At 46.4% G+C, this 25328-nt stretch carries 20 protein-coding genes and 1 riboswitch; of the genes, 8 read left to right on the top strand and 12 right to left on the bottom strand.

What is annotated here, in order from left to right:
* Positions 1–15: 15 nt before the first annotated feature.
* Genes NFR61_RS01745 through NFR61_RS01735 form a run of 3 tightly spaced genes read right to left on the bottom strand, consistent with a single transcriptional unit; the run spans position 16 to position 2997 of the window.
* A complete protein-coding gene (locus tag NFR61_RS01745) occupies positions 16–1053 on the bottom strand; it encodes an efflux RND transporter periplasmic adaptor subunit (RefSeq protein ID WP_251620026.1) in 1038 nt (345 codons plus the stop codon).
* Positions 1054–1079: 26 nt separating this feature from the next.
* Entirely contained in the window at positions 1080–2366 is a 1287-nt protein-coding gene (locus NFR61_RS01740) for a TolC family protein (protein ID WP_251620025.1), read from the bottom strand.
* A gap of 4 nt (positions 2367–2370) precedes the next feature.
* Positions 2371–2997 carry a TetR/AcrR family transcriptional regulator gene (locus tag NFR61_RS01735; RefSeq protein WP_251620024.1) on the bottom strand — a complete coding sequence of 209 codons (627 nt, stop codon included), beginning with the start codon at positions 2995–2997 and terminating at the stop codon, positions 2371–2373.
* 158 nt (positions 2998–3155) lie between these two features.
* On the opposite strand from NFR61_RS01735, the gene dnaG reads away from it, so the two are divergent.
* From dnaG to NFR61_RS01700, 7 genes are all read left to right on the top strand, one after another.
* Positions 3156–5099 (top strand): DNA primase, encoded by a 1944-nt coding sequence (gene dnaG / locus NFR61_RS01730; RefSeq protein WP_251620023.1) that lies wholly within the window; start codon positions 3156–3158, stop codon positions 5097–5099.
* Between the two features lie 132 nt (positions 5100–5231).
* Positions 5232–5801 (top strand): DUF4923 family protein, encoded by a 570-nt coding sequence (locus tag NFR61_RS01725; RefSeq protein ID WP_251620022.1) that lies wholly within the window; start codon positions 5232–5234, stop codon positions 5799–5801.
* A 116-nt stretch (positions 5802–5917) separates the two neighbouring features.
* Positions 5918–6111: riboswitch (cobalamin riboswitch) on the top strand.
* A gap of 169 nt (positions 6112–6280) precedes the next feature.
* Positions 6281–8281, top strand: a complete 2001-nt coding sequence (locus tag NFR61_RS01720) for a TonB-dependent receptor plug domain-containing protein (RefSeq protein ID WP_251620180.1) — start codon at positions 6281–6283, stop codon at positions 8279–8281.
* Positions 8282–8307: 26 nt separating this feature from the next.
* The gene (locus NFR61_RS01715; RefSeq protein WP_251620021.1) at positions 8308–9384 is read left to right on the top strand and encodes a YncE family protein; all 1077 of its coding nucleotides are present in this window, start codon (positions 8308–8310) and stop codon (positions 9382–9384) included.
* A 1-nt stretch (position 9385) separates the two neighbouring features.
* Entirely contained in the window at positions 9386–10504 is a 1119-nt protein-coding gene (locus tag NFR61_RS01710) for an ABC transporter substrate-binding protein (RefSeq protein WP_251620020.1), read from the top strand.
* Between the two features lie 25 nt (positions 10505–10529).
* A complete protein-coding gene (locus NFR61_RS01705; protein WP_251620019.1) occupies positions 10530–11555 on the top strand; it encodes an iron ABC transporter permease in 1026 nt (341 codons plus the stop codon).
* Positions 11555–12568 (top strand): ABC transporter ATP-binding protein, encoded by a 1014-nt coding sequence (locus NFR61_RS01700; protein WP_251620018.1) that lies wholly within the window; start codon positions 11555–11557, stop codon positions 12566–12568. Before NFR61_RS01705 ends, NFR61_RS01700 begins: the two co-directional genes overlap by 1 nt.
* Before the next feature lie 46 nt (positions 12569–12614).
* On the opposite strand, the gene NFR61_RS01695 is transcribed toward NFR61_RS01700, so the two are convergent.
* Positions 12615–12980, bottom strand: coding sequence for a winged helix-turn-helix transcriptional regulator (locus NFR61_RS01695; RefSeq protein WP_251620017.1), 366 nt, complete (start codon positions 12978–12980; stop codon positions 12615–12617).
* A 247-nt stretch (positions 12981–13227) separates the two neighbouring features.
* Here NFR61_RS01695 and NFR61_RS01690 point away from each other — a divergent pair, with 247 nt between their 5' ends.
* Positions 13228–13677 carry a cupin domain-containing protein gene (locus NFR61_RS01690; protein WP_251620178.1) on the top strand — a complete coding sequence of 150 codons (450 nt, stop codon included), beginning with the start codon at positions 13228–13230 and terminating at the stop codon, positions 13675–13677.
* A gap of 19 nt (positions 13678–13696) precedes the next feature.
* On the opposite strand, the gene NFR61_RS01685 is transcribed toward NFR61_RS01690, so the two are convergent.
* The 8 genes from NFR61_RS01685 to NFR61_RS01650 form a co-directional block, all read right to left on the bottom strand.
* Complete coding sequence (locus tag NFR61_RS01685; protein WP_251620016.1) at positions 13697–14725, bottom strand: glycoside hydrolase family 53 protein; 1029 nt, start codon at positions 14723–14725, stop codon at positions 13697–13699.
* 6 nt (positions 14726–14731) lie between these two features.
* The gene (locus NFR61_RS01680; RefSeq protein ID WP_251620015.1) at positions 14732–17107 is read right to left on the bottom strand and encodes a glycoside hydrolase 5 family protein; all 2376 of its coding nucleotides are present in this window, start codon (positions 17105–17107) and stop codon (positions 14732–14734) included.
* Positions 17108–17189: 82 nt separating this feature from the next.
* Positions 17190–18548, bottom strand: coding sequence for an ATP-binding protein (locus NFR61_RS01675; protein WP_251620014.1), 1359 nt, complete (start codon positions 18546–18548; stop codon positions 17190–17192).
* A 165-nt stretch (positions 18549–18713) separates the two neighbouring features.
* Positions 18714–19079: an MmcQ/YjbR family DNA-binding protein gene (locus NFR61_RS01670; protein WP_251620013.1), complete on the bottom strand. Its 366-nt coding sequence runs from the start codon at positions 19077–19079 to the stop codon at positions 18714–18716.
* Between the two features lie 5 nt (positions 19080–19084).
* Positions 19085–19735, bottom strand: a complete 651-nt coding sequence (locus tag NFR61_RS01665; RefSeq protein ID WP_251620012.1) for an HAD family hydrolase — start codon at positions 19733–19735, stop codon at positions 19085–19087.
* A 201-nt stretch (positions 19736–19936) separates the two neighbouring features.
* Positions 19937–22792, bottom strand: coding sequence for an SUMF1/EgtB/PvdO family nonheme iron enzyme (locus tag NFR61_RS01660; RefSeq protein ID WP_251620011.1), 2856 nt, complete (start codon positions 22790–22792; stop codon positions 19937–19939).
* 317 nt (positions 22793–23109) lie between these two features.
* The gene (locus tag NFR61_RS01655) at positions 23110–24459 is read right to left on the bottom strand and encodes an ATP-binding protein (RefSeq protein WP_251620010.1); all 1350 of its coding nucleotides are present in this window, start codon (positions 24457–24459) and stop codon (positions 23110–23112) included.
* Positions 24460–24623: 164 nt separating this feature from the next.
* A complete protein-coding gene (locus NFR61_RS01650) occupies positions 24624–25325 on the bottom strand; it encodes a hypothetical protein (RefSeq protein ID WP_251620009.1) in 702 nt (233 codons plus the stop codon).
* Positions 25326–25328: the final 3 nt, after the last annotated feature.

Raw genomic sequence — 25328 nt, 5'->3', positions numbered from 1 at the left:
TTAAACATATCGGCATTACTGCTTTATATCCATCGCTTTGCCGTCGACCAGTTTTCCCTGGCCGACAACCACCAGCTCGTCCCCTTCGTGAATTTCATCGCTGATGATTTCCACCTGATCCTCAAAACGGCGTCCCAGGGTAACTTCCACCCGCTTGGCCTTACCGTCCTTGTTCAAAAATACATAACGGTTATTGGCTCCCTGTAATTTCAATACTGCCAACGCAGGCACCACAAGCGTTTCGGTCTCTCCGATAAAGAAATTTATCGTACCGTACATGCCGGGACGCAACGCCTCGTCGTTATTCGGAATCTTCACCTCAACGGTAAATGTACGCGATGCCGGATCAATGGTAGGATATACTATACTTACAGTGCCCTCAAAAACACGGTCCGGGTAAATACTGCACTTCAATTCTACCTTCGTCCCTTTCTTCACCGCCAGGAAATACTGTTCCGAAAGATTCACGTAAGCTTTCAACGGATTGATTTTCTCGATGGCGATAATAGAAGGTTTGGCTGCTCCGCCTGCGGCAACTCCCGTATACAACTCCCCGTTTTCAAAATACTTGCCCGTAACAATACCGTTAAAGGGGGCCAACATCTTAGTATTTTCATTCAAGAAATCATAATTGGATTTGGCCACCTCGTAATTCGTTACAGCCGCATCGTATGCCTGCTTTGAAATACTTCCGGTTTCATTCAACTTCACAGCCCGGTTGTATTCCGTTTCCAAATTTTTTAACTGTACTTTCGCCTGTTGGAAATTAGTCGGGTCCATTTCCACCAGCAACTGTCCTTTCTTTATTCTATCGCCCACTTCTACATAAATCTTGCCGATTCTGCCTGCTGCTGCCGGAGCATAATAAACCTGTTCATCGGCCTGAAGTGTCGCTGTATAGTCCAATGTCTTGGCAATATTTCGTTTCTCCAATACCATTACTTTTACCGGAATAGCCTCTACCACTTCCGTATTCTGACTATCCTCTTTTTTTGACGAACAACCCGTTAATAACGCTATTGTCAGTCCGGTTAAAACAATATTCCTTACCATTTTATTATTATTTGTCGTTATTCCGTTTAGTAACTAATTTCATTATATAATCTTTCAAGCTGCGTTTCCGCCTGCAACAATGTCAAACAAGCATTTGTGTAATTATTCTCCGCCTCTAAATAATTATTGTTCGCTTGTGTCAAATCCAAACTGGACATGGCTCCGAATTCATATTTACGTTGTGCATTGGCAAGTACCCGCTTTGCCACTTCAATGTTTTCTTTCTGCAAAAGATAGTTTTCCGTCGCATTCTTCAACTCATACTTATACTGCCTCTCGTTTACATTCAATTGGTCTTCCAGCAAACTCTTATTAAGAGAGGTTTGTTCCAATTCTATCTTCGCCTGTTCCAATAGAGATTTCCGCTGCAAACCGGAAAAAATAGGAATATTCATAGTTAAAGACGCCGAATGTTTCGGACTCATATCAAACGCCGGTTTCAATATCTTATAATTATATCCGTAACTGCCTGTTATTGTCGGAGCATACGTCCAACGCTGCAAACCAACCATTTTCTTGCTCAACTCTTCTTGGGTCTGCATCAATTGGAATTCGGCGTTGTTGTTAATCTCAAATTGTTTTACCGACAATTTCACATAATCCTCCTGTCCCAAAAAATACTCCAGAGACTCCGTAAGTTTCACCCCATCTTCCGCCTGCAAGCCCAATTGAAGGCGCAGTAAATTATAACTTACTTCTATCGTCCGCTCCAATGCCAGCAAACTATTTTTCAACTGACCGACATTGATACGAATCTGATCAACATCCGTCAATTCCACCGTCCCGGCATCATACATATTTTGCGTATGCTTATAAATCTCCTCCATATTATCCATATTCTGACGAACAATACCCTGTAACCGCTCGCTCACCAAAATGGTATAATATGTATTACACACATTCTCCCTTATATCCAATTCCGTGATATCCACCTGCTGATTGGCAATTTTCTCCGCAATCCGACTGGTCTGCACTCCCAAAATCCATTGTCCGCTAAAAATCAATTGCGACACCGTTACTCCTACATTCGACTGGTCTTTCATCTGAATCGCATTCCCTCCGAAATTCATCTTATAGCCGAAATTAGTACTATAATCCAGTTTACCGTTCACTTGAGGCAATCCCTGTGAAACAGACTCCCGCACTTTCTGCTTATACAAATCAATGTCTTTTCGGGACACTTGTAATTGCTTATTGTTCTCAATAGCAAATTCCACCGCTTTTGACAACGTCAATTCATGTGTTTTCGTCTGTGCTGTCAAAAGCAAAGGAAAAAGTAATGCACTTAAAGTTACTCCTATTCCTTTTTTCATATACTTATTTATTAATCATTTCTTTTTTTATTCTTTCAAACTCCTGCCGTCCTTTCTCCGTTACCAAAGCCAAAATGAAATTTTCTATAATCATCGACATAACATCCCCTATCGGATACTCCCCGCTGTTCTCAAATTCCTGCTCCCTGAAAAAACAAAACTGCCTCGTCAGCAAATACACCTGCAATTTCATATCGGTATCTTCCCGCAAGAAGCCTTCGGCAACTCCTCTCTGTAACACAGTATCCATTAGGGTCTCCATAAATGTCGATTCCTCCGCTAAAACCCGCTGATGCACATCCGGATGATATTTCTTTATATCGAAATAGTTCGCTGGCAATTGCGTATTCAGACTCTCTAAAATATGTGTCTTGATATTGTATAGAAACTGTATCGGCGTCATCTTCAAAAGTTCATCGGAAGTATGCTTCTCCCTGCCTTTTTCAATACGATACGTAACCACCTGCTCTACTACATCGTCCTTATTTTCAAAAAACTGATAAAGCGTCTTCTTCGACATCTTCAAATGAGTGGCAATATCATCCATTGAAGTACTCCTCAAACCGTACGTCAAAAACAATTCCGAGATTGCCGATACCAATTCTTCGTTTAAATGAGTATTTTCATTCATAATCGTCTGTGAAAAACTTTATCACACGGAAACGTTTATTGTTTAAATCGTTTCCTTTAATGCGGCGCAAATATATAAAAAATTTTATATCATGGTTTTATCACGATGTAAAAAAACACGAGCCGCTATCTATACGGAAAAATATCTATCTTTGTGACATGATTGATCAGGCTACCATACAAAAGATATTTGATACGGCAGACATCTATGAAGTTGTCTCCGACTTTGTCAGTCTGAAAAAAAGAGGCATTAACTATGTCGGTTGCTGCCCTTTCCACAATGAAAAGACCGGTTCTTTCACCGTATCTCCCGCCAAAGGCATATATAAATGTTTCGGATGCGGCAAAGGGGGAAATGTCGTGAATTTCATCATGGAACACGAACAAATGTCTTATGTTGAAGCCCTGCGTTATCTCGCTGCCCGTTATAACATACTGATTGAAGAAAAAGAACTCAGCGAAGAGGAGAAAAAAGAGAAAAGCGAGCGGGAAAGTATGTTGATTGTCACCAACTATGCGGAAGATTTCTTTGTAGACCAACTATTCAATACCGACGAAGGAAAATCCGTGGGAATAAGCTATTTCAAACGACGCGGGCTGGATGAAGAAACTATCCGCAAATTTGGCTTAGGATACAATCCCGAAGCCTGGGACGCTTTCACCAAATCCGCCCTTGAAAAAGGATACAAAAAAGAATTTCTGATAAAAACGGGACTCACCATCGAGTCTGACAGAGGACTTTTCGACCGGTTTCGGGCAAGAGTCATATTTCCGATACGGGACATTGCCGGAAAAATCATCGCTTTCGGCGGACGTATCATGACTAATGATAAGAAAAGTGCCAAATACCTGAATTCACCCGAATCGGAAATATATCATAAAAGCCGCACCCTTTACGGCATATACTTCGCTAAAAAAAGCATTATCCAGCAAAACCGCTGCTATTTGGTCGAAGGCTACCTGGATGTCATTTCCTTTCATCGCAAAGGAATCGAAAACACCGTTGCCTCTTCGGGCACCTCATTGACTATAGAACAAATCCGGTTAATCCGAAGACTTACTCCTAACGTCACGATTATATATGACGGCGATGCCGCAGGTATAAAAGCCTCTTTGCGGGGAATAGATTTAGTCCTGGAAGAAGGCTTAAACGTCCGGGTTGTTTCCCTACCCGACGGAGAAGACCCCGATTCCTTTGCCTTGGCACATACTCCGGAAGAACTTCTTGCATATATACAGGAACACGAAACAGACTTCATTAATTTTAAGACGAAGCTGCTGTTGGGGCAAGCCGGAGATGACCCCATCGAAAAAGCCAAATTAATCAGCGACATCGTTCACAGCATTTCACTGATTCCCGACGCCATTACCCGCTCGGTATATGTAAGGGAAACCGCTAATACGATGAAAGTAGAGGAAAACATACTCTACAATGAAATCGCCCGCATCCGCCATGAAAAAGCACCTCAGAACGAATACAAGAAACACCCTGAAACGCCTCCGGTAAAAGTAGTCCATGAACCTGATGCGACTTACAATAGTGAAAAACTGTGCGAAATAGAAGAAATGGTCATTATCCGTTATCTATTGCTATTCGGTGACACGGAGCTCTACGAAGAAGAAAACGAAAGCGGAACTTGTTCCGTAAGCGTCGGAGAATATATCATACACGAATTAAACGATGACGATTTAGACCTGCTTCATCCGGAATTCAACAAAATACTGCACGAATATCAACAAAACTATAAAACCACAGGTTTTATCCCTGCTAAATTTTTTATTGGACACATCGACCCTGCCATCAGCAGCATCGCTGCCAACATCCTGAGCGAACCTTATGAACTGAGCAAAATGTGGAAATCCCAGGAAGACACCATCGCTTCAGAGGAAAAAATATTGTCCGAATTACTTCCTAAAATCCTGGACAATTACAAAATGAGGCGGGTAGACATCCTCACCCAGGAAGCCGACGATAAAATTCTGGAACTCCAGAAAAACGGAGACACAGAAGAAATTCTTTTTTGGATTAAGCAAAAAAACGCCATCAACACCATCCGTCTCCGTCTCAATGAAAGATTGCACAGAACTGGTGTATCCAAATAACACGGGAAAAAATTTTCAACAAATTCCGTAGTTTTAAAATAAATTATACTTTTGTTTGTATTTTGTTCCGATTCGCTTTTCGGCAGTAGAGATAGGAAGGCGCTTGGAGCAGGTAAGTCTGAAAAAAAGTTTATGAAAAAATTACTATTGGTTGCGGTTGTGTATGCATTCTCTTTGACGCTTTCCGCACAAGATTTGAAATCGGTTTTGACCGGAGTCGTGAAATCAGCGCTTGGAGATAAAATAACGACAGCCGAAACAATTATCGGAACATGGAATTATTCGGCGCCCGAATGTCGTTTTGAAAGTGAAAATTTTTTGGCACAAGCGGGTAGCGAGACAATTTCTTCCCGGATTGAAAGTAAAATGGAGCCGATATATCAGAAACTCGGCTTGGAAAACAGTGTGTTTGTATTTAATGAAGATGGCACATACAGCCTGACATTAAAAAAGAAAACTTCAAACGGTACGTATGTATTCGATAAGGAGGAAAAGACACTTACCATGACGAATAAATTGGGTTTGTCGATGAAAGCCAATGTCATTGTGACAGGCAAGACGATGTATCTGTTGTTTAAGGCAGATAAACTGATGGCAGCTTTGAAAATATTGACGAGCGTAACTTCAAAAGAGTCTTCTGCGATAGCTTCACTGGCCGGAAACTACGACGGTCTGTTGTTGGGATTTGAATTGAAGAAGTAGTTATAAAATAGAGAAAATAAGATACGGTCCGGGCTCTTTCAAAGAGTACCCGGACCGTATTTTTATATTCCGGAATATATTTTTTGGGTTTTGAAGTTGTGTTTTTCAAATAAAGCGTATATTTGCCTTCGTTTTGTTCCGAACCGTTCTTCGACGGCAAGGATTAAATGGGAATCAGGTGAGAATCCTGAACAGTCCCGCTGCTGTAAGCCTATAATGGGTCAGGCATACTTTAGCCATTGTCTCTCCGGAGATGAGAAGGCGCCTGGACCGGGTAAGTCAGAAGACCTGCAAAACGATTTTTTTCAATGGCTTTCGAGGAATTAGCTGTAGAAAACATCAGGTATGCGTTTTTAGCACGTTTTACATTTTGGGTTTTACAGGACATACGGAAAGTGTTTCCGTCGTGTTTTCGGGTATAGGTTTCCTTCCCGTTTTCTTCAAAGCATAGTAATAATTGTTTAAAGGAAACGAGTTTGATGCGTTTGTTTTTTTATCGGTGTGGACTTTGCGTTTGGGGACTGGTCGGCATTTTTTGCCGGAGTGCCGCGCAGACGGCAGATACGGCTCGGGTACATCAATTACAGCAGGTGGATGTGTCGGGAGTACGACGCCCTTCGGTGGTGCGTTCCGTGGCACCGTTACAGGTAGTAAGCGGTGCGGAAATAGAACGCCTGGGTTATCAGAGCCTGGCGGATGCCGTACGGCGTTTCAGTGGAGTGACCGTGAAGGACTATGGCGGCATCGGCGGATTGAAAACAGTATCGGTGCGCAGTCTGGGAGCGCATCACACGGCAGTGGCGTATGACGGAATCGCCGTCAGCAATTGCCAGGCGGGACAAATCGACATCGGGCGTTTTTCCCTGGACAATGTATCGCAGGTCAGTCTCGCCGTCGGACAGGAGGACGACATTTTCCAGTCGGCACGGATGTTCGCTTCGGCAGGGGTGTTAAGCATCCGGACGCAACAGCCGTCATTCGGAGAAAACCGGAGGGACAGTTGGCAGTTCCGAATAAAAGGCGGTTCTTTCGGCTTCGTCAATCCGAATCTGCGGTATGCCCGGAAGCTGACGCAACGAACCCGCGTTGCCGTGGACGGGGACTTTTTGAGGGCGGACGGCGCTTATCCTTTTACTTTGAAGAACGGGAAACTGGTTACCCGGGAGAAGCGGTACAATTCGGATATTCTTTCCTGGCACACGGAAGCCAATCTTTACACTACCCTCCGGGACAGCAGCGCACTGACGGCAAAGGCTTATTATTTCCAGTCGGAACGGGGACTGCCGGGCGGAGTGATTTTTTATAATCCTTATAACAGGGAGCGTTTGTGGGACCGGAATTTCTTTGCCCAGACCGGCTACGAGAAGCGTTTCAATCCGCAATGGGCGCTGAAAGGGGCGTTGAAGTATAATTATTCGTGGAATCGTTATTTGGATGTGAATAATAAGTACGCAAGCGGAAAGCAGATTGACCGGAACATCCAGCAGGAGTATTATGCCACCCTGAGCGGTCTGTACACTCCCGGGGGACGAATGTCCTATGCTTTGGCGAGCGATTTTGCCTATAATCGATTGACGAACAATTTTACGGACAATCCTCATCCGGAACGGTATACTTCCCAAACGGTTCTTACCGCTCGCTACCGGCATCAGAGGATCACGGTAAACGGCGTGTTGCTGGCAACTTACGTGAAGGAGAAGGTGACAAACGGCGATTGTCCGGAAGACAAGTGCAAACTTTCTCCGGGCGTGAGCCTTTCCCTGCAACCCTGGCTTGACCGGAATTTGTATGTCCGCTTGTTTTACAAGCACGTGTTCCGGGTGCCGACATTCAACGATTTGTATTATCTAAGAATGGGCAACCGGAATCTGAAACCGGAAACCGCCGTGCAGTATAATGCGGGCGTTACCTGGTCGGGGCAATGGAAAGGGGTGGATTATGTGAATCTGACGGCGGATGTCTATTACAATCGGGTAGATGACAAAATCGTAGCTTTGCCGATGATGTACGTGTGGAAGATGATGAATATGGGCAGGGTTGATATATGGGGAAGCGATGTGAAGGGAGGTATGGAATTTCGGGTGGCGAATCGGATGACCTGTCAGGTAAGCGGCGCTTACACGTGGCAGAAAGCCGTTGACGTGACCGATAGGAACGAAAAGAATTACAAACACCAGATTCCTTATACTCCCCGGCATTCAGGCTCGTTGTCGGCGTCGTTGCTTATGCCTTGGGTCAATGTCAGCTATACCGCTGTGGTTTGCGGGGAACGGTACGCCCTGCCGCAAAACATCAGAGCTAACCGCATAGACCGTTATGCGGAACATACGCTGTCGATGAACCGGGAGTTTGAACGTGGCAGAACCCGTTTCCGCCTGCAAGCGGATTTGGTCAATTTAACGAACGAGCAGTACAGTGTCATTCAGTACTACCCGATGCCGGGACGTTCGTACCGTCTGAGTGCAAGTGTTGTTTTTTGATATAGTTTAATTTAAAATGTAGTGAAATGAAATCAAGAAGTTTTTATCTGACTTTGTGGATGTTTATCCTGTGTGCGTTTACCCTTGCATCGTGCAGTGATGATGATGGTGACGATATTACCGTAGAAGAAGGTATCTATGTACTAAACAATGGGAAATACAAAAGTAATAATTCAACGATTACCTATTATGACCCTGTTGCCCAGACTTACGACAATAATGATGTATATGCCGCTCAAAACTCAAAAGGATTAGGTGACAGCGGACAAGACATTCTTTGCGGAGGAAAGTATATTTTTTTAGCTATTTACGGTTCTAACCGCATTTCGGTGATGACCCGCGATTTCGTGGAAGTTGCCTCCATTCCCTTGGTACGTGAGGGACAGCCACAGTCTCCGCGTTCACTGGCGTATGCCGACAATAAGTTGTATGTTAGTCTGTATGACGGCTATGTAGCCAAAATCAATACTTCTAATTTTACCGTGGAAGCACAGGTGGAAGTGGGACGGAATCCGGAAGGACTGGCCGTTTCCAATGGAAAATTGTTTGTGGCGAACTCCGGTGGAATGGACTACAATACGCCGGTGGGATATGACAAGACGGTTTCCGTCATCAACCTGAAGAAGTTTGAGGTAGAAAAGACAATAACTGTGGAAATTAATCCCACAGTTTTAAAAACCGTGGACAATGGTGATGTTTATTGTATTTCTATGGGAAATTACGGCGATGTTCCCAATACGCTTCAGAAGATAAACCCGAAGGATTATACCGTGACCGCCGTCGGAAATGCGACCGAAATGGCAACGGACGGTAAAAAGCTCTATCTGATGCTTTCCCAATACGATGCCAACTGGAATCAGACAATTTCCTATCCGGTGTACGACACTGAGAAAGGAGAAATGCTGTCCGGAGAATGGGTGAAGGATGCTTCCGCTATCGTAAAACCTTACAAACTTTCTTATGAACCTGTCACCGAATATCTGTATCTGACCTCTTCCGATTACAAAAATGACGGAGACGTGTATGTTTATAAAACGGACGGAACTTTGGTGACGAAGTTTGGCGCAGGACTGAATCCGCTGAAAGTGGTTTATGTGAAATAATATGCGCGCCGTAATTTATTTGACTGTGATTCTTTTGCTTGCAGCTTGCAAGCAAAAGAATTCTTCTGTTTCCGGAGACCAGGGAAGTCAGGGGATGCGGGTGGAATACGCCACCGGCTTCACGGTGCGCCGGACGCCGGAATACACGGAAGTCCGCATCCGGGACCCGTGGGATACGACCAAGTTGTTGCAGCGCTATGTGTTGGTGGAGCGTGGAAAGGAACTGCCTGCCGGTTTGCCCGAGGGGGTGCTGGTGCGTACGCCGTTGAAGCGGATTGCGGCGGCAACGTCGGTGCATTGCGGTTGGCTGGATATGTTGGGTGTCCGGGAGGAGATTGTCGGCGTGTGCGAGTCCCGTTATATTGACGTGCCTTTTGTGCAGGAGGGATTGAAAGCGGGACGCATTGTCGATGTCGGCGAAGCGGCGGCGCCCGATGTGGAGCGACTGGTTGAGCTGAATCTTGACGGAATGGTCACTTCGCCTTTGAGTAACGCGCCTTACGGGCGGGTGGAGAAGACGGGAATTCCGCAGGTGAAATGCGTGGATTATATGGAGCCGACCCCGCTGGGACGGGCGGAATGGATTCGCCTGCTGGCACTCTTTTTCGACCGGGAGACATTGGCGGATTCGCTGTTTGCGGAGACCGTAAAGGCTTACGAGGACGTGAAAGCCTTGGTGAAAGACGTGCAGGCACGTCCGACGGTCGTCCTTGAAAAGAAATACGGAGCCGTGTGGTACGTTTCCGGAGGCAACAGTTATATGGGCAGCCTGCTGAAAGACGCGGGAGCGGATTATTGCTGGAAGGACGACCCGCACGCCGGCTCGTTTCCGCTGGCGTTTGAAACGGTCTTCGAACAGGGCGGAGAGGCGGATTATTGGCTGATGAAGTATAACCGCGCGCAGGAAATGGGGTATTCCGATTTGAAAAGCGAGTATGCGCCTTACGCCAATTTTGCCGCTTGGAAAAATCGGCGTATCTTTACCTGCAATACGGGCATCGTGCCTTACTATGAGGAGGTGCCGATACGTCCCGATTATTTGTTGAAAGACTTGGTGAAGATATTTCATCCCGAGGTGTTGCCGGATTACCGGTTGCGCTACTACCGCCCGATGGAATGACAGGGAATTATTTAATGTTTTACAGATGAAGTGTCGCATTTTCTGGTATATCGTATCGCTGTTGTGCGTCTTGTTCGCCGCCAATCTGTTTTGGGGGTCGGTGCGGATTCCATTCCGTTCCGTGCTCTCCATTCTGTTGGGGGAGGAGGAGAAAGCCACGTGGACGTACATTGTATTGCAGACCCGTTTGCCGCAGGCGATAACCGCCCTGTTTGCGGGGGCGTCTCTGGCGGTTGCCGGTTTGATGTTGCAGACGGTCTTCGCCAATCCGTTGGCGGGTCCTTCTATCTTGGGCATCGATTCGGGGGCAAGTCTGGGAGTCGCGTTGGTGATGCTCTTGTTTGGCGGTTCGGTGGGCAGAATTACGGCGGGACTGTCCGTCTCCGGTTATATGGCGGTCATCACGGGCGCATTCATCGGCGCCACCTTGATTCTGGGATTGATTATCTTTTTTTCCACCTTGGTGCGTAGCAATGTGATGTTGCTGATTATCGGCATTATGATGGGGTATATCACCTCTTCCGCCATTTCCCTATTGAATTTTTTCGCCACGGCGGAAGGTGTATTTTCTTATGTGATGTGGGGGATGGGAGATTTCTCCGGCGTGTCGGTCGCTCAACTGCCTTTCTTTTGCGGACTGTTGCTTGCCGGCTTGTTGCTTGCTTTGTTGCTGATAAAACCGCTGAATGCCCTTTTATTGGGTGAACGCTATGCCGAAAACCTCGGTGTCAATGTCAAACGCATCCGAATTCTGTTGCTGCTCAGTACGGGACTGCTAACTGCCGTAGCCACCGCTTTCTGCGGACCGATTGCTTTCATCGGACTGGCGGTGCCGCACGTTGCCCGGCTGTTGTTGGGGTCTTCCAACCATAACCTTTTATTGCCATTGACCTTGCTGTGCGGAGCCATGACAGCGCTGTTGTGCAATCTCATCAGCGTGTTGCCGGGAACGGCAGGCGTCATTCCGCTCAACGCGATAACACCAGTGCTCGGTGCTCCTGTGATTATTTACGTCATCGTCAATCAACGCAAAATCCAATATTTTCATTAATGAAAACCAGTCCTGTGATAACCGCCTCCGACCTGAGCATCGGCTACCGAACGGGCAGACGAACGAGTATCGTGCACCATAATCTCTCTTTTCGGTTGTATCCCGGTGAACTGACCTGCTTGTTGGGCGCGAACGGTGCGGGAAAATCCACCTTGTTGCGTACCTTGTCGGCATCCCAGCCGGCACTCGGCGGGGAACTGTTGCTCGAAAACAGACCACTGGTGGCTTATTCGGAAAAAGAACGCTCCCGGCACATCGGTATGGTGTTGACGGACAAGACTATGGCGGGAGGCTTGAAAGTTGAGGAACTGGTCGCCCTGGGACGTCAGCCCCACACCGGATTTTTCGGACGCTTGCACGCCAAGGACCACGCCTTGATAGCGGAAGCCCTGGAAGCCGTGGGCATTACCCACAAGGCGAAAAGCTATACCGCCGAATTGTCGGACGGCGAACGTCAGAAGGCGATGATTGCCAAGGCGTTGGTGCAGCAATGCCCCGTTATCCTGTTGGATGAACCAACGGCTTTTCTCGACGTAGTCAGTCGCACGGAAGTTTTCGGTCTGTTGCACCGTTTGGCTGTTGAGCAGAACAAAGCGATCTTACTCTCCACCCACAACATCGAACAGGCACTGGTGCTTGCAGACAAGCTCTGGTTGCTGTCGGCGGAAAACGGATTGCAATGCGGCGTAACGGAGGACCTGATACTCCACCGCCGTATGGACACCCTTTTCAACCGTTCCGGTATCTGCTTCGACTATGCCCACGGAGTTTATTACCCGATTGTCAATGGAGAGCAAAAAATAGTGGTGGAATCGGAAGACGAAACCTTGTTGCATTGGACAATCAACGCCCTTAACCGCCGGCATTACCAATGTCTTTCCGTATCGGAGGAAAACGCTTCGCTTCCTCGCCTGCAAGCCATAACTCCCAATCAATTAGTGCTAACAAACGAAAACGGAACACAAACTTTCGATTCTTTCAACGCTTTACTTACGCAATTAAAAACAAGCTAGAAAAAATATTCCTGCAAAAAAAACAATTAGGTTTCAGTAACGAATTTTATCCGGTATATTGCTCGCGGTGTTTTAAAATGGAGTTCATGTTGGCTTGTGCCCATTCCGTCAATTGAACGATGAAAGGCACTAAAGAAGTTCCCATTTCCGTCAAGCTGTATTCCACTTTGGGAGGTACGACCGGATAAACTTTCCGAATAACTAGTCCGTCCGCTTCTAAGGCTTTAAGCGTCCCCGACAAAACTTTGGATGAAACATCGGGAATGATACGACAAAGTTCATTGAATCGCACTACTTCGTTTTCACTCAATATCAAAATGACTATCAGTGACCATTTATTTCCAAAACGTGCTACTACATTACGGATAGGACACATTTCAATAACCGAATATTTTTCTGCTTTTTGGAGCATACTGATATTTATACTGTTTAAAAGTTAGTTAATTTCCATAGCAAAGTTAGCAATTTGCATTTGCAGGTACAACGAAATCACTCACAGAAAAATTTTTATCCTTTTTTTCTTCTCACAACTAACTGTTTTTCTGTAAAAGTGAGGAAGAGGTAACTATGTATCATGAATGTAAGTTATTGACTGACATTATCAACAATCGTATTTTTGTTTTCCATAAGAATTGATACAAACCCTAAATTTTACAATGATGAAACAGATTGAAAAGATTGCAACGGCTGAAAATTTCAGCGCAATAAACGTTGGGAAATTAAATGAGCTGGGAAATTACGTATTGGAACTTTCTCCCGAAATAAAAATTCCGGGCAAGGTGTTCGGCGGCAGTGCCGTAGGGGCAACCGGCGGGGAGTTTTCTTTTCAGGTTTTCCAACCGGGTACGGAAACGGGATTCCTGCATACACACAAAAATCATGAGGAACTTTATTTTTTCCTGCAAGGGAAGGGAGAATTTCAAGTAGACGGCCAGGTGTTTCCCGTTAATGAAGGTAGCGTAGTACGTGTCGCTCCCGCCGGCAAACGTTCTGTACGCAACAATGGAAATGAACCGTTGGTCATGCTTTGCGTACAATACCGGGGTGCTACATTCACCGCAGAAGATGCTGCCGATGGTGAGCTTCTGAACGCTCCCGTAAAGTGGTAGCATTCAGAAGAGGAATATTTTACCTAAAAGCGTCCAATGCTTCCGTCGGCTTGCCCGATGCGTCAAATGCGCCTAAGGTATATCCGTTCCATTTGTTATAGGCTTCGGGCTCCCAGTAAAGGATTCCGTGCACGTTGCCAAGGGCTTGTGTCCGCGTGAAAAGAGCGGTCAGAAAGGCTTTGGCAACAGCAGCCTCATCCCACGGCATACCGGTTTCACAGATGATAACATCAGTGCCGTAACGCTTGGTGACATCCTGTATATTGGCGATACAATCATTCACCATACTCTGCCAATTGTTTTTTTTGGGATAGAGGGACATCCCTATCAAATCCCATTTGCCGCCGTTGGCTTTTAATCCGTCGAACAGCCAGCGATAAAGACCGTTGTCCTGTCCGTTCTGCAAATGGACTATCACTTTCGCCTCCGGGAAAACGGATTTCACCGCATCGTAGCCGGCATTATTGAGAGCGGCATAGTTTGCCATGCTTTTATCCGCCTGTCCGTCGGGCCAGAGCATGCCGTTGCCGGTTTCATTGCCCACCTGCACCCATTCCGGAGCAATCCCTTTACCTTTCAGCGCATTCAATATATCTTTGGTATGGTCTGCTACAGCGGTTTTTAATTTACTAAAAGACAACGTATTCCAAGCTACCGGTTTCATCTGTTTTTCCGGATCCGCCCACGTATCGCTGTAATGAAAATCTATCATGAGACGCATGCCCAGCTTGTGCGCCCGCTCCGCTTTCGCAAGCACATCAGCTTTGTTGCACCAGCCGTCGGCAGGATTCACCCATACCCGCAAACGGATGGTGTTCATTCCGAGATCACACATCAGACGCATACATTCGGTTTCCTCGCCCTTTGCGTTGTAAAACTTCACGCCCTTCTTTTCCATTTCAGTCACCCAGCTGACATCCGCCCCTTTGGCAAAAGTTGCCGTCTCCACCGGGTCTATAATCAATTCGGGTTCGTCATTGCTGTCGCTGCTACATGCCGAAAACAATCCCAGCAAGAAAAAGGATAAGTATAAACAATACCGTTTCATCGCCATTTATTTTTCCAAGGTTATTTTTTGCACTACCGTACTGCCTTTCTTTAATACCGCACGCACGGAAACAATTTCTTCCACCGGACAAGCGGTCTTGTCTGCCGTTATCCCGCCGGCAAAAGAGAATCCGGGGTACATTTCCCGTACAGGCTGTACTTCCGAGGGCCGAAAGGCAGACAAAGGAATTTCATGACTGCCGCCGTGTTGCAAGGTCACGGCCGTGCTCCGGAAATAACCGTCACGGTCTATCAACTCAAGCACAAGTTCCGTACCGGGAGCCGTTTCCCCCGTTTCAAGCTTCATCCGGCCAAGTTCCCGACCCGCCAGCACCACATCGGCAGACAATGCCGCCCCGCCACGATAGCTTTCCGTTGCCTCCATCGCAATGCCTTCCGGCAGGTAGGCGAACCGGATTCCCGGTTGCCAGTTCAGTTCCACGGCGTCCGTATTGTTTTGTGCATCCAACAGTACGGCAGGTGTCTGCTCCGTAATGATACGAGTCCGGTAATAGGCCTGACAATAATCATCCCATGCGCCCGGTGCGGCGGCACAATCCCCCGGAAAGAGCCGCGTGTCGCCCGATGTGTAAACCCCTATCCGATAACGGAAAATACCATGCCGAAGTACAACCGCCGGTATGGCAGCCGCATAAGTGAAACCGTTTTCCGGTGCCATCGGTACTACAAACGACCGCCCGTACTGCATTTCACCATAAAGGACAACGCTGTCTATCTTTTCGGGAGCGACCACCCCGGCACGTACAACCGCCGCTTCTCCTGCCGGTAATTCCACCACAGGTGTATGATAAACAGCCGGTTCCTTTACATCGTCCGCCAGCAAGGGATAATCGGTCCGTGCGGTAATTTCTTCCAACCGGCCGTCTTTCCATAAATATACACCGGGTTTCACCTCAAACGATGCCCGTATTCCGGGCAACTCGACCTGCATTTTCCGGGAAGCCGACTGTACCAGCGCGACCTTTCGGTTCAGCGCATTATGCCGGGCATAGGCATCCGTCGTCTCTACGACATCCGGATACACTTCTATCCGCCAACCGCCGTCATCCGTTTTATCCAAAAAATAAGCCCCGTTCCCGCTGTATTCCACTACCGGAGAACTGCCGTGCCCGACAATGTGCCGCAAACGTTCGGGAGCCACCGGCGCCTCTTCCGTTGCGTTGGAATAACAATACAACGTATCGCGGTTTAACAGCGACAGGTTCTCCCGATAGCTCACCCGAAAATCACCGAAACGGTTGCTGGCGGGATACTGACCGTAGCCGTCCCCCTTGGGCAAACTTTTAAATGCTTCGGCAGCAATACGCAACGAAACCGCTTTTGCCGGCGTGTACACCAGATTCATCCAGTGCGTCTGGTAGTCGGTATTATAAGCCGCCATCGCCAACGGGTCGTAAGCGAACTGCGTCGCCCACTGGAAACCGGCCTCCCGGAAGCTGCGCGCCATGGCGGGATACATATAGGCTCCGTCAATATCCGCAGCGTCGAATTCATACACGATGCGGGCTTTCCCTTTGGTATCGTAAGGCAGATTGTAATGCGCCACTGCCGGCAAAAAGTTCTCTTTCCGGGCTTTCCCGCTTACGAGTCCGGAAGGATACCACTGGCAGGTCACACCGTCTATCCGGGCGGCAGTTACGGCACGCGCCCGTTCAGGATTTTGCGCGATGTTGTACAGTATCGGTTTGCGACACCCCGTCGCTCTCGCCGCTTTGGCCAACGTATTGATATAAGCGGTGACCTCTTTGTCCGGTACCTCCGCCGTATGGTCGGGTTCGTTGTTCAACTCCACCGCCACGATATTCGGGTCGTCCTTATAGGCATATCCCGTATAAGGGTTGCGGTGGTTCAACAACTGTTTCAAATAACGCTCCTGCGCCCCAACACAGTGTTTGTCGACTGTCGCCTCCCGTTTGCCCAATCGGTTGGAGAATCCCGGCAAAGATTTATCGTCACTCTCCGGCCATCCGTTGCCCCAGAAGGCAATCGCTGTAATCAACGTTTTCGCTCCCCGTTTGGCGAAAGTCGCAATCGTATAATCCAGTAAATCGAGATGCTCGTTTTCCAGCAGATTCCCCTCTCCGTCACTGATTTCCACATCCCACACGTGAATGCGGTAAGCATTGATACCCAAACGGCTCATATGATAGACATCGCGCCCGATGGCTTCTTTACGGTCCGCCCCCAGCTTCCCGTGACTACGGAAACCGTGAGCAAACGGCATACAGTAATTAAACCCGAAGAAAACCGCTTCCTTCCCGTCGGGAGCACGCAGCACCCCCTCCTTATCCACCCGGTAATTCTGAGCGGACAAAGAAAACTGCATACACAGCAGTACACTGACAACCCAAACTCTTTTCATATCTTTATGACATTATATTACACCTCAACCGATTATCTTCACAAATATAACATATTTTTTTCTTCCTGCTCCATTCCGCTCCCTACAAGCAAAATGCCATATACGCCGGAAGGTAAACAATATCATCCTCTACTTTGAGATTTTTCGGATGTATCACATAACAACCTCCTATCCGCTCATGGAATACATCAGAAAATCGAGTAAGAGATTTCGTGGTATATCGGTCTCCGGATTTAACTTCAACAGGGAAAATCTTATATTTGAGCTTACTGTTATTAGAAAGCATAAAGTCTATTTCTATGTCGTTCCGATGTTTTTCTTTATTATATCTTATATAAAAATAAAGCTTATGCCCGGAGGCAACAAGTATCTGAGCTATGGCATTCTCATATAACATCCCTTCATTCGTGGAAAGCTTTCCGAAAAGAATCTCATTGTACAATTTACCATTAAAAATCTCATTTTCGTCAAACGTATGGCTTAACAGCAGACCGGTATCACCCATATAGCATTTTACGTAAGTCCGGTCCTCATTCAATGACAGCCCTACATTCGGATCAGAACAATTAAAACATTCGTTTACAATCATTGAGTCTGCCAACCAAAAGAATGTATCATGATATTTGGGAAAAGTCGCCCCTTTTTCTATTCGGTTCATCATCACCCGGCGTTCCGATTTCGAAAGGAATGCCGGAATCTGATCAAAGATTGAGATAACGCTTGAACGGTAGCCGGAATCGATTTTCATTATGTCATTGCGATACAATGCAAGTATATCACGTTTTTCCATGTCCGCTTTTTCAAAACTACGGTCATTTTCAATATATGCGGACACGCTCTTGGGCATACCTCCGACTATCATATATTGCCGGAACAACAGCATGGCTTTGGCATGAAGGTTTTGCTCAAGCGGTTTCCCGGCAACAAAACAATTCCTTATATATTCCATCATACCATTTTCTCCCATTGCCCAACCGAATTCCTCGAAATCCATCGGATACATCGAGAGTCTTCTCTCTTCGGAAGGTATTGTGATACCTTTGACTTTTTCTTTTATAGAAATCAATGAGCCTGTTTCAATGTAGTCATACCGGCCATCGGCAACCAGATATTTTACAGCCTGACGAGCTTTGGGAAATTGCTGGACTTCATCAAAAATTATTATAGACTCCCTCCGGTAAAGTTTTATATTATATTCAGATGACAATATCATAAAGAACGTGTCAAGATCTGTCATATAATTGTTAAATGCCGATATGACAGCCTCGCTTACCGTATTAAAATCAATCAAAATATAGGATTTGTACTCCCTTTTCGCAAATTCTTCGACAATCGTAGATTTACCTATTCGACGCGCCCCCTCAATTAAAAGAGCTTTATTGCCTGCACTGCTTTTTTTCCAATCAAGCAACCGATTATATATTTTACGTCTGAACATCATTTCATTCTTATTTATAGCGAATTACAATGCAAAAATAAGAATAAAATCAATAATGCGCAACTATAATACATGGATTATACCCTACAATGCGCAGGTTTGGAATAGCTAAAATACCCTACAATGCGCAGGTTTAAAATTTCGAAACGTCTGAACATATTTTCCTATTCATCGAACTTCAGATATTTCAGGGTATTGGCTTTTTATGCGTTTGGGTAATTTCTTCACGACCTCGGCATAGCTGTGACAAATCAAAGATTTGATAAATTCATCCGGCAGACCGCCATTGAGACTAACCTGGCTCCAATACTTTTTGTTCCAATGCCATGCCGGCTCTATCTCAGAATACCGGTCACGCAAAATCAGCGCATAATCAGGATCGGTCTTCAATACGAAATAATCCTGACGTACGAATCCGTAGCAGGCGAATATCTTGTCGCATACCCTGAACAACAGATACTCGTCGCCGAAGGCCATATCCTCGCTCACCATCGGCAATGACAGGCAATATTCTCTAAGCGATTCTATATTCATGACTTTTAAGATAATATCGGTTCAAGCGCATAAAAGGTATCAGCAATAACAGTCGGACCGACTGCTGTCAGCTCGTCACGCCTCCCGTTGCCGTAAGTGACAGCACAGGTATATGTTCCGGCGGCACGCCCCATTAGAATATCAACCGGGGCATCACCTACGGTAAGCGTCTCGTCAGCCGTCCACCCACAGGTGTTCAGTATCTTCAAAACCGGATCAGCCGACGGCTTTCCGTGCTCGACATCATTTCCGCCCACAAGCATGGAAAAATACCCCGATATTCCGAACTGTGTCACATATTCCTGTAAAGAGGCACGGCCACGGCTGCTGGCTATAGCCATTCTATACCCGTCGCTGTGCAACTTCTTAAGCACCTCCATGACACCGGGAAAACATCTCACGCTCAGCGGTCTCCTGAGCTCTTCAAAAACACGTCTGTACGTATCGGGGAAATCATGCTTTGCGACATCATTGCCGGGCCATAATATCTCCGGAACATCTTCAAGTCTGATGCCGATAGTCGCCCTGCATTCGTCATCCGTTTTCTGAGGAAGTTGTAACAGACCTGTCGCAGCCTGCATCGTAGCTATAATCAGAGGGGCGGTATCTACCAGCGTTCCGTCGAAATCGAAAATTATATTTTTAATACACTTCATCTCTTATTGCTTTAGGTGTGCAGCCATATCTGGCGCGAAACAGGCATTGAAATAGAAATGCCGTTTTATTCACAAAGCAAATTTAGTTCAATTGTTTTGAATTTTAGATAAATTGAATGCAATGGATACATTTTAACTGGTAATTTCCGGCTACTGCCTGTAACAGCAACAGCCGGAAATACTGTTTTCGGGAAAAATACTCTATTTCAACCAAAAAATACGGGTCTGAGCGCAATAATTGTATTTGCTGGAAACAGACATAGCACCGCAATCATACCTATTGCAAGATTCATGGGACCATTCGTTGTTATGCATATTGTCATTCGCACTTCCCCATCTTAATGAAGCTCTCCCTCCCACATACGTTTTCTTATAGCATCCGTCAATAATGTAATTATAGCCCGAAGCCGTTTTATCCAACTGAAAGTCCATCACAAAATAACCTTTTGTCGTATTGCCCCAATTGTAACCTCTCGGAGTCAATCCGTTGGCGACATTGGACGCCGCCTGCCATACACTCACGCTATTATCCAAACTCAAACTCCAACTCACATCGGAAAGACGCCAGGCAGGTTCCGTGATGCTGTTGGTCTCCTCCGCACTGACGGCAATCTCTTTCTTCGAATCTTCAAACAGATAGCGCATCACGTCGGCCGAAATCTGGTAATTCCGCATACCGGTGGAACCCACTTTCCCCATGATGCGCATCCATCCGCCGTCATTGTTCGTCATATCGCAATAAATGTCGAAAGGCGCATATTTCGAACAGTTTATTTCTATTCTGTAAACCCCGTTCCCCGTATCGCCTTCATAGTAATAAGGCGGCTGGGGATGCCTGTATTCCTCGGCGGAAGCCGCATAAGTGCCGTTGCTCCACATCCGGTAACCGTCGGGATGCTGCACAATCGTTATCTTCTGTGCGGGCTGCACTATCCGGAATTCCGTCGCCTCTCCCAGACAGCCGTACTGATTCACATAGTGCACCTTGTAGATTCCTCCGCTCACAAAACTATTGAGCTGCACATGATATCCCTCCGCCACTTTTGCACCCGACATATCTTTCCATACAGCCGAGACATCCGACTCGCCCGAGAGACAATGCAACTTCAACGGTATGCCAGCCTGTCCGTAATAAACGGATTTCACACAAGGAGCATCCGTCCCGGCAGGGTTCAGTACAATCTTTACCGTAGAAACGGCTTCGCCTATCGGACAAACGACCTTTCTCTTAAAATAATATTCTTTTACTCCCGCATGATTTTCCATACTATAACTGAACAACTGATACCGGCTTTCATTCGGCATCATCGTCCACGTCGCCCCTTTGTCCTCACTGATATACCAGGAATACGCGACTTTCCCCATGGCATTTTCCACGGAATCGCCCTGTATCATAAACTCCACGCCGCTGCACACCGTATCCTGTTCCAGACCGTTTTCACAATATATCCGTCCGGTTTTAAAGCCGTCCACTCCGAATGCCGAACAGACTCCCCGAAAACCGACCGTACTGTCCCGCTGCGTCATCGCAGCAAAATAAGTCCCGAAAGCATTTGTCCGGTCGGAAGTCCGCAACAGACTGTCCGCACTGGTAAAACTGCCGCCGCGTACTCCGACAGTCCCCACCGATACCGGCCAATAACCGCTGGCAATATCGGTCGCCCCGCCTGCATTCAGTTCTCCGTTGCCATGAGAATAATCGACATTGTCAGCAACGAATTTCACTCCGGCAGCCGTCGCATTATAACACATCTCCCACAGATTGCCGCTCATATCCATCACGCCCCAATACGTAGCTCCGGACTGCAGCTGATTCGTTCCGGACGTTGCAAACAATCCGCAACGAACAGGTCCGTTAAGCCCCCCGCCGCTATTTACATTTTTTGCCCCGTTTATCGCCTGCTCGCGTTCATCTCCCCGGAAGTTCAAATCGCCCAATCCGGTCAGGCGGTTGACACCGCTATTCGTATTCCAGGCATACTCCCCTCTGTCCGGTATTTGAGGAAAAGGACGGCGACACGCTTTTTCATATTCCAGCTCACTCATCGGACGCAAACCGCTCCAGTCGCAATAAGCCAGCATGTCATTCGGACTCATGTAATTGCAGGCCAGCGTCTGACCGTCATCGGCAGCAAAGAAGTCATTGTCCGGATTCAGATCGTTTCCGAATACCGCAGGCGTATTCGGCTGCCGCTGCTCGATAAACACGATCCCGTTCCGGCAACTCGGCTGCGATATATCCCCGAAAACGTAATCTCCCCGCTTCATATGGGAAAAATCATTATTCTCCACCCTGGCTTTCTGCTGCTCCAAGGTCAGTGAATTAAGGAACTCCACATACTGCTCCTGACTCGTTTCATACTTCATCACATAAAAGCCCGCATACCCTTTCGGATAAGAGGTCGCCAACGAGACAGCGGGCTTCCCGTGCCGAGAAGACAATACAAACGCATCTTCCGAATCCATCAACAGGGCAGACGTATCACCCGCAGTAAAACTGTACCGGGAAAAATTGTCTCCCAAATAATATCCGCCATAAGGCACATACACCATTTCCACGGCATGCACGGCGACATATATCCGGTCGTAATTATTCCCGAAATCATCTCTGCTTAAACCGGTTCCCGACAAAGGCCATTTTACTTGCAAACGTACATTTACATTCCCTTCCGCTATCGCTTTCCGCATAACGAACAATCCCGTCACCTTACCAGAAGTTTCGCCCGACATAAACATATAATCGCTCCCCTCATTCCCGCTTTGGGGAAAGGCATGATGTCCTTCTCTGCCGAGATAGACATGCTTCCAGAGTTCAGAAATCCCCCTCTTTTTAAACTTGAAAAACACCCAGGCGGCATCCCAGTTGAAATCGTCGCGCCAGGAATTATCCCAGCGGAGAGTCACTTCAATAACGGCAGTATCTCCCGCCACATTCACCACGCGCGTTTTGCCGTCCACACGGATGTTGTTCGCATTGACGCCCGTGACACTGCACAACAAAAGAAACACGGGTAATAATAAACGACACACACATACACATCCAAATAATTTCTTCATTCCGAAAATTATTTAGCACCTTGAAAAGTCCCCGGAAAGGCTGATTAATAACAAAAAAAGCGTGGGAACTTTAGTTTATCTATCAGGAGGTACGACCAAGCACCCATATCGAAATAAACAGTTACCCACGCTTAGCCGGGTATATAATGTGTATATACGGCAAACGTGAGCGTTTGTCTGCTTATCCTTCGATATTGAAAATTGGTCGTTTCCCCGATAAGGATAAAGCTAAACGCTTCAAATAAATATGTACGCTGCGATGGAATACGCTTATTCGCATCGTAACGGAACAAAGGTAAGAAAAAAAAGTTGAAAAGTTAATCCCAAAGATTTGCCAACGCATACAATGGAAATATCTCTATTCGACACTTATCCCGTAAAATTACTCCGAAATTTTCCAAAGAGGTGCGTACGGCACCGGTTATATTTTTCAATTCCATAAAAGCATAAAGGCTTTTCATACCACCCTGTCTACCTGCTTTTACTTCAATAGGCAGTATTTTCATACTTTTCATCATCACATAATCCACTTCCGCCAACGAATTACGCGCTTCTTTTACCCAATAATACAGTTCCGGTCGCCGATCCGGCGACATATATTTGATCATTTCCAATCCGGCAATCATTTCCGTAAGACTCCCCTTATTCACCAAATCCGGCGCCGTTCCCAAAAGTATCTGTTCCGTGAGTTCCGAAATATCACCCATATCCAGACTAAGAATAGCCAACAGCAGCCCGCTGTCAATATACAGGTACTTGACAATATTTCCATTGACCCCTGTCCCCAAAGGAAATCCGTTTCCCGTCGTAGCATACACCGGTATAATCAATCCTGCCAATCGCAACAAATCGAGCGCTTCTTTTACAACACTGCTTCTAATATCCTGGCCGACATGACTATAAACAAATTTCGAACCGATTTGATGCACCACGCTGCGAAGCGTCTGACGCAAAAGAGAAGGATTTACCTTTTTGCCGTATTTTCCGAAATCCACTTCATAGGCCTGGACTATTTCGGCATGAACTTTCTGACAACTGAGGTAATCATGAGTATCGATCCACGTCGCAACCGCTTCCGGCATCCCGCCCACCATGATGTAAGTCCGAAATAAATCCACTAATTTTTCATGCAATAATTCCGGCAAAGGATTATCGGCAGAAGCTCCCCTCTTCGCTTCCGACAAATTATCAAAACCTTGTGCCCGAATAAATTCATCAAACGAAAGAGGATACATAAACAACGAATGAATACGCCCCACGCCGAATGAAGATATATCCTGCAACGTAAATTCAAGCAACGAACCGGCGGCTATAACATGCAAATCCGGCATATCTTCCCAAAAATAACGCAATGCGCTTACCGCTTCGGGGCATTGCTGTATCTCATCAAAAAATAACAATGTCTTACCCGCCACAATAGGTTTTCCGACAAGGGAAGCTATAGAGGAAACAATAGGCAGGGCACTCAAATCGCTTTTGAACAATTGTGCCATCTGGGGTTGCCGTTCAAAATTGATTTCGACAAAATGCTCAAAACATTCCCCCAATCTTCTGACGGAAGAAGATTTTCCCACCTGTCTTGCACCACGAAGCAAAATGGGTTTATGATGAACACTTGCTTTCCATTTCAGCAATTCACCATCTATATTTCTTTCGTAATAAGCCATTGGTATTTCAACGTTTTTCTTTCGCCGACAAAGATATGCAAAATCACCTGAAATTCAATGGATTATTTTTGAATTTTGCTAAAATCCAAACAAATAATTCATCAAAATCCGCTAAAATCCAAACAAATAATTTACCAAAATCTGACAAAATCCAAACAAATAATTCAAATAAACTTCTCCCGGTTCTGGGTTTTGTAGAGGCCCGACAAAACGAAAATGACGGTGCCGACGAGCAATATAATCCGGTTGTACAAAAGAGTGGTATAAAACAGCTCCGGATTTTTATCCAGCGGCACATCGAAGGGATTGAGGAAAAGATTCCATTTGCTCTCCTCCAGTACGCTGCTCATAATAAAAAGCACCAGCCCTATTAGCGTAAAAACCACCGCCGTTCCGCTGCCGTTCTTGACGATGGTACTCAGCATGAAACACAGCGTACCGACAAAAAGCACCGGCATCATCACCTGGTACGTCAGTTTCACCGGAGGCACCTCCACCAGCAGCCAGTCGGTCAGCAGCGCCAACACCAGCGTAATGGCGAAACAGATGACATATGCTATCAGCAAACGGAACAACCACACCTTGTAGCGGTAGTCGGGAATACCGAAAATAATCTCGATAATCTTGGCGTCCTGGTCGTTCTGTATTCCGAAGCACATCGGATAAAATATCAGCAGTATCGAAGGTACCAGCAGCATGCCGTAAGCGTCGGATTCCATGATTTCCGAATCGGAAAAGAGGTTGATCACCACCGTCAATATATAGAACAGCACCGCACTCAATACAAAATAGACGAACTTATTCCCGAAAACGATCTTTACGTTATAATGGGACAACCGCAATACTATATCGAAGAAACGTTTCATAAC

The sequence above is a fragment of the Odoribacter lunatus genome (genome assembly GCF_943193135.1).
Classification (GTDB): Bacteria; Bacteroidota; Bacteroidia; order Bacteroidales; family Marinifilaceae; genus Culturomica; species Culturomica lunata.
The sequence above is the reverse complement of the archived record's forward strand: the minus strand, read 5'-3'. Positions and strand labels throughout refer to the sequence as shown.

Bases quoted from the DNA above. Each gene is read 5' to 3' on its own strand.
- NFR61_RS01745 (WP_251620026.1), bottom strand. From the start codon at position 1,053: ATGGTAAGGAATATTGTTTTAACCGGACTGACAATAGCGTTATTAACG.
- NFR61_RS01740 (WP_251620025.1), bottom strand. From the start codon at position 2,366: ATGAAAAAAGGAATAGGAGTAACTTTAAGTGCATTACTTTTTCCTTTG.
- NFR61_RS01735 (WP_251620024.1), bottom strand. From the start codon at position 2,997: ATGAATGAAAATACTCATTTAAACGAAGAATTGGTATCGGCAATCTCG.
- dnaG (WP_251620023.1), top strand. From the start codon at position 3,156: ATGATTGATCAGGCTACCATACAAAAGATATTTGATACGGCAGACATC.
- NFR61_RS01725 (WP_251620022.1), top strand. From the start codon at position 5,232: ATGAAAAAATTACTATTGGTTGCGGTTGTGTATGCATTCTCTTTGACG.
- NFR61_RS01720 (WP_251620180.1), top strand. From the start codon at position 6,281: ATGCGTTTGTTTTTTTATCGGTGTGGACTTTGCGTTTGGGGACTGGTC.
- NFR61_RS01715 (WP_251620021.1), top strand. From the start codon at position 8,308: ATGAAATCAAGAAGTTTTTATCTGACTTTGTGGATGTTTATCCTGTGT.
- NFR61_RS01710 (WP_251620020.1), top strand. From the start codon at position 9,386: ATGCGCGCCGTAATTTATTTGACTGTGATTCTTTTGCTTGCAGCTTGC.
- NFR61_RS01705 (WP_251620019.1), top strand. From the start codon at position 10,530: ATGAAGTGTCGCATTTTCTGGTATATCGTATCGCTGTTGTGCGTCTTG.
- NFR61_RS01700 (WP_251620018.1), top strand. From the start codon at position 11,555: ATGAAAACCAGTCCTGTGATAACCGCCTCCGACCTGAGCATCGGCTAC.
- NFR61_RS01695 (WP_251620017.1), bottom strand. From the start codon at position 12,980: ATGCTCCAAAAAGCAGAAAAATATTCGGTTATTGAAATGTGTCCTATC.
- NFR61_RS01690 (WP_251620178.1), top strand. From the start codon at position 13,228: ATGAAACAGATTGAAAAGATTGCAACGGCTGAAAATTTCAGCGCAATA.
- NFR61_RS01685 (WP_251620016.1), bottom strand. From the start codon at position 14,725: ATGAAACGGTATTGTTTATACTTATCCTTTTTCTTGCTGGGATTGTTT.
- NFR61_RS01680 (WP_251620015.1), bottom strand. From the start codon at position 17,107: ATGAAAAGAGTTTGGGTTGTCAGTGTACTGCTGTGTATGCAGTTTTCT.
- NFR61_RS01675 (WP_251620014.1), bottom strand. From the start codon at position 18,548: ATGATGTTCAGACGTAAAATATATAATCGGTTGCTTGATTGGAAAAAA.
- NFR61_RS01670 (WP_251620013.1), bottom strand. From the start codon at position 19,079: ATGAATATAGAATCGCTTAGAGAATATTGCCTGTCATTGCCGATGGTG.
- NFR61_RS01665 (WP_251620012.1), bottom strand. From the start codon at position 19,735: ATGAAGTGTATTAAAAATATAATTTTCGATTTCGACGGAACGCTGGTA.
- NFR61_RS01660 (WP_251620011.1), bottom strand. From the start codon at position 22,792: ATGAAGAAATTATTTGGATGTGTATGTGTGTGTCGTTTATTATTACCC.
- NFR61_RS01655 (WP_251620010.1), bottom strand. From the start codon at position 24,459: ATGGCTTATTACGAAAGAAATATAGATGGTGAATTGCTGAAATGGAAA.
- NFR61_RS01650 (WP_251620009.1), bottom strand. From the start codon at position 25,325: ATGAAACGTTTCTTCGATATAGTATTGCGGTTGTCCCATTATAACGTA.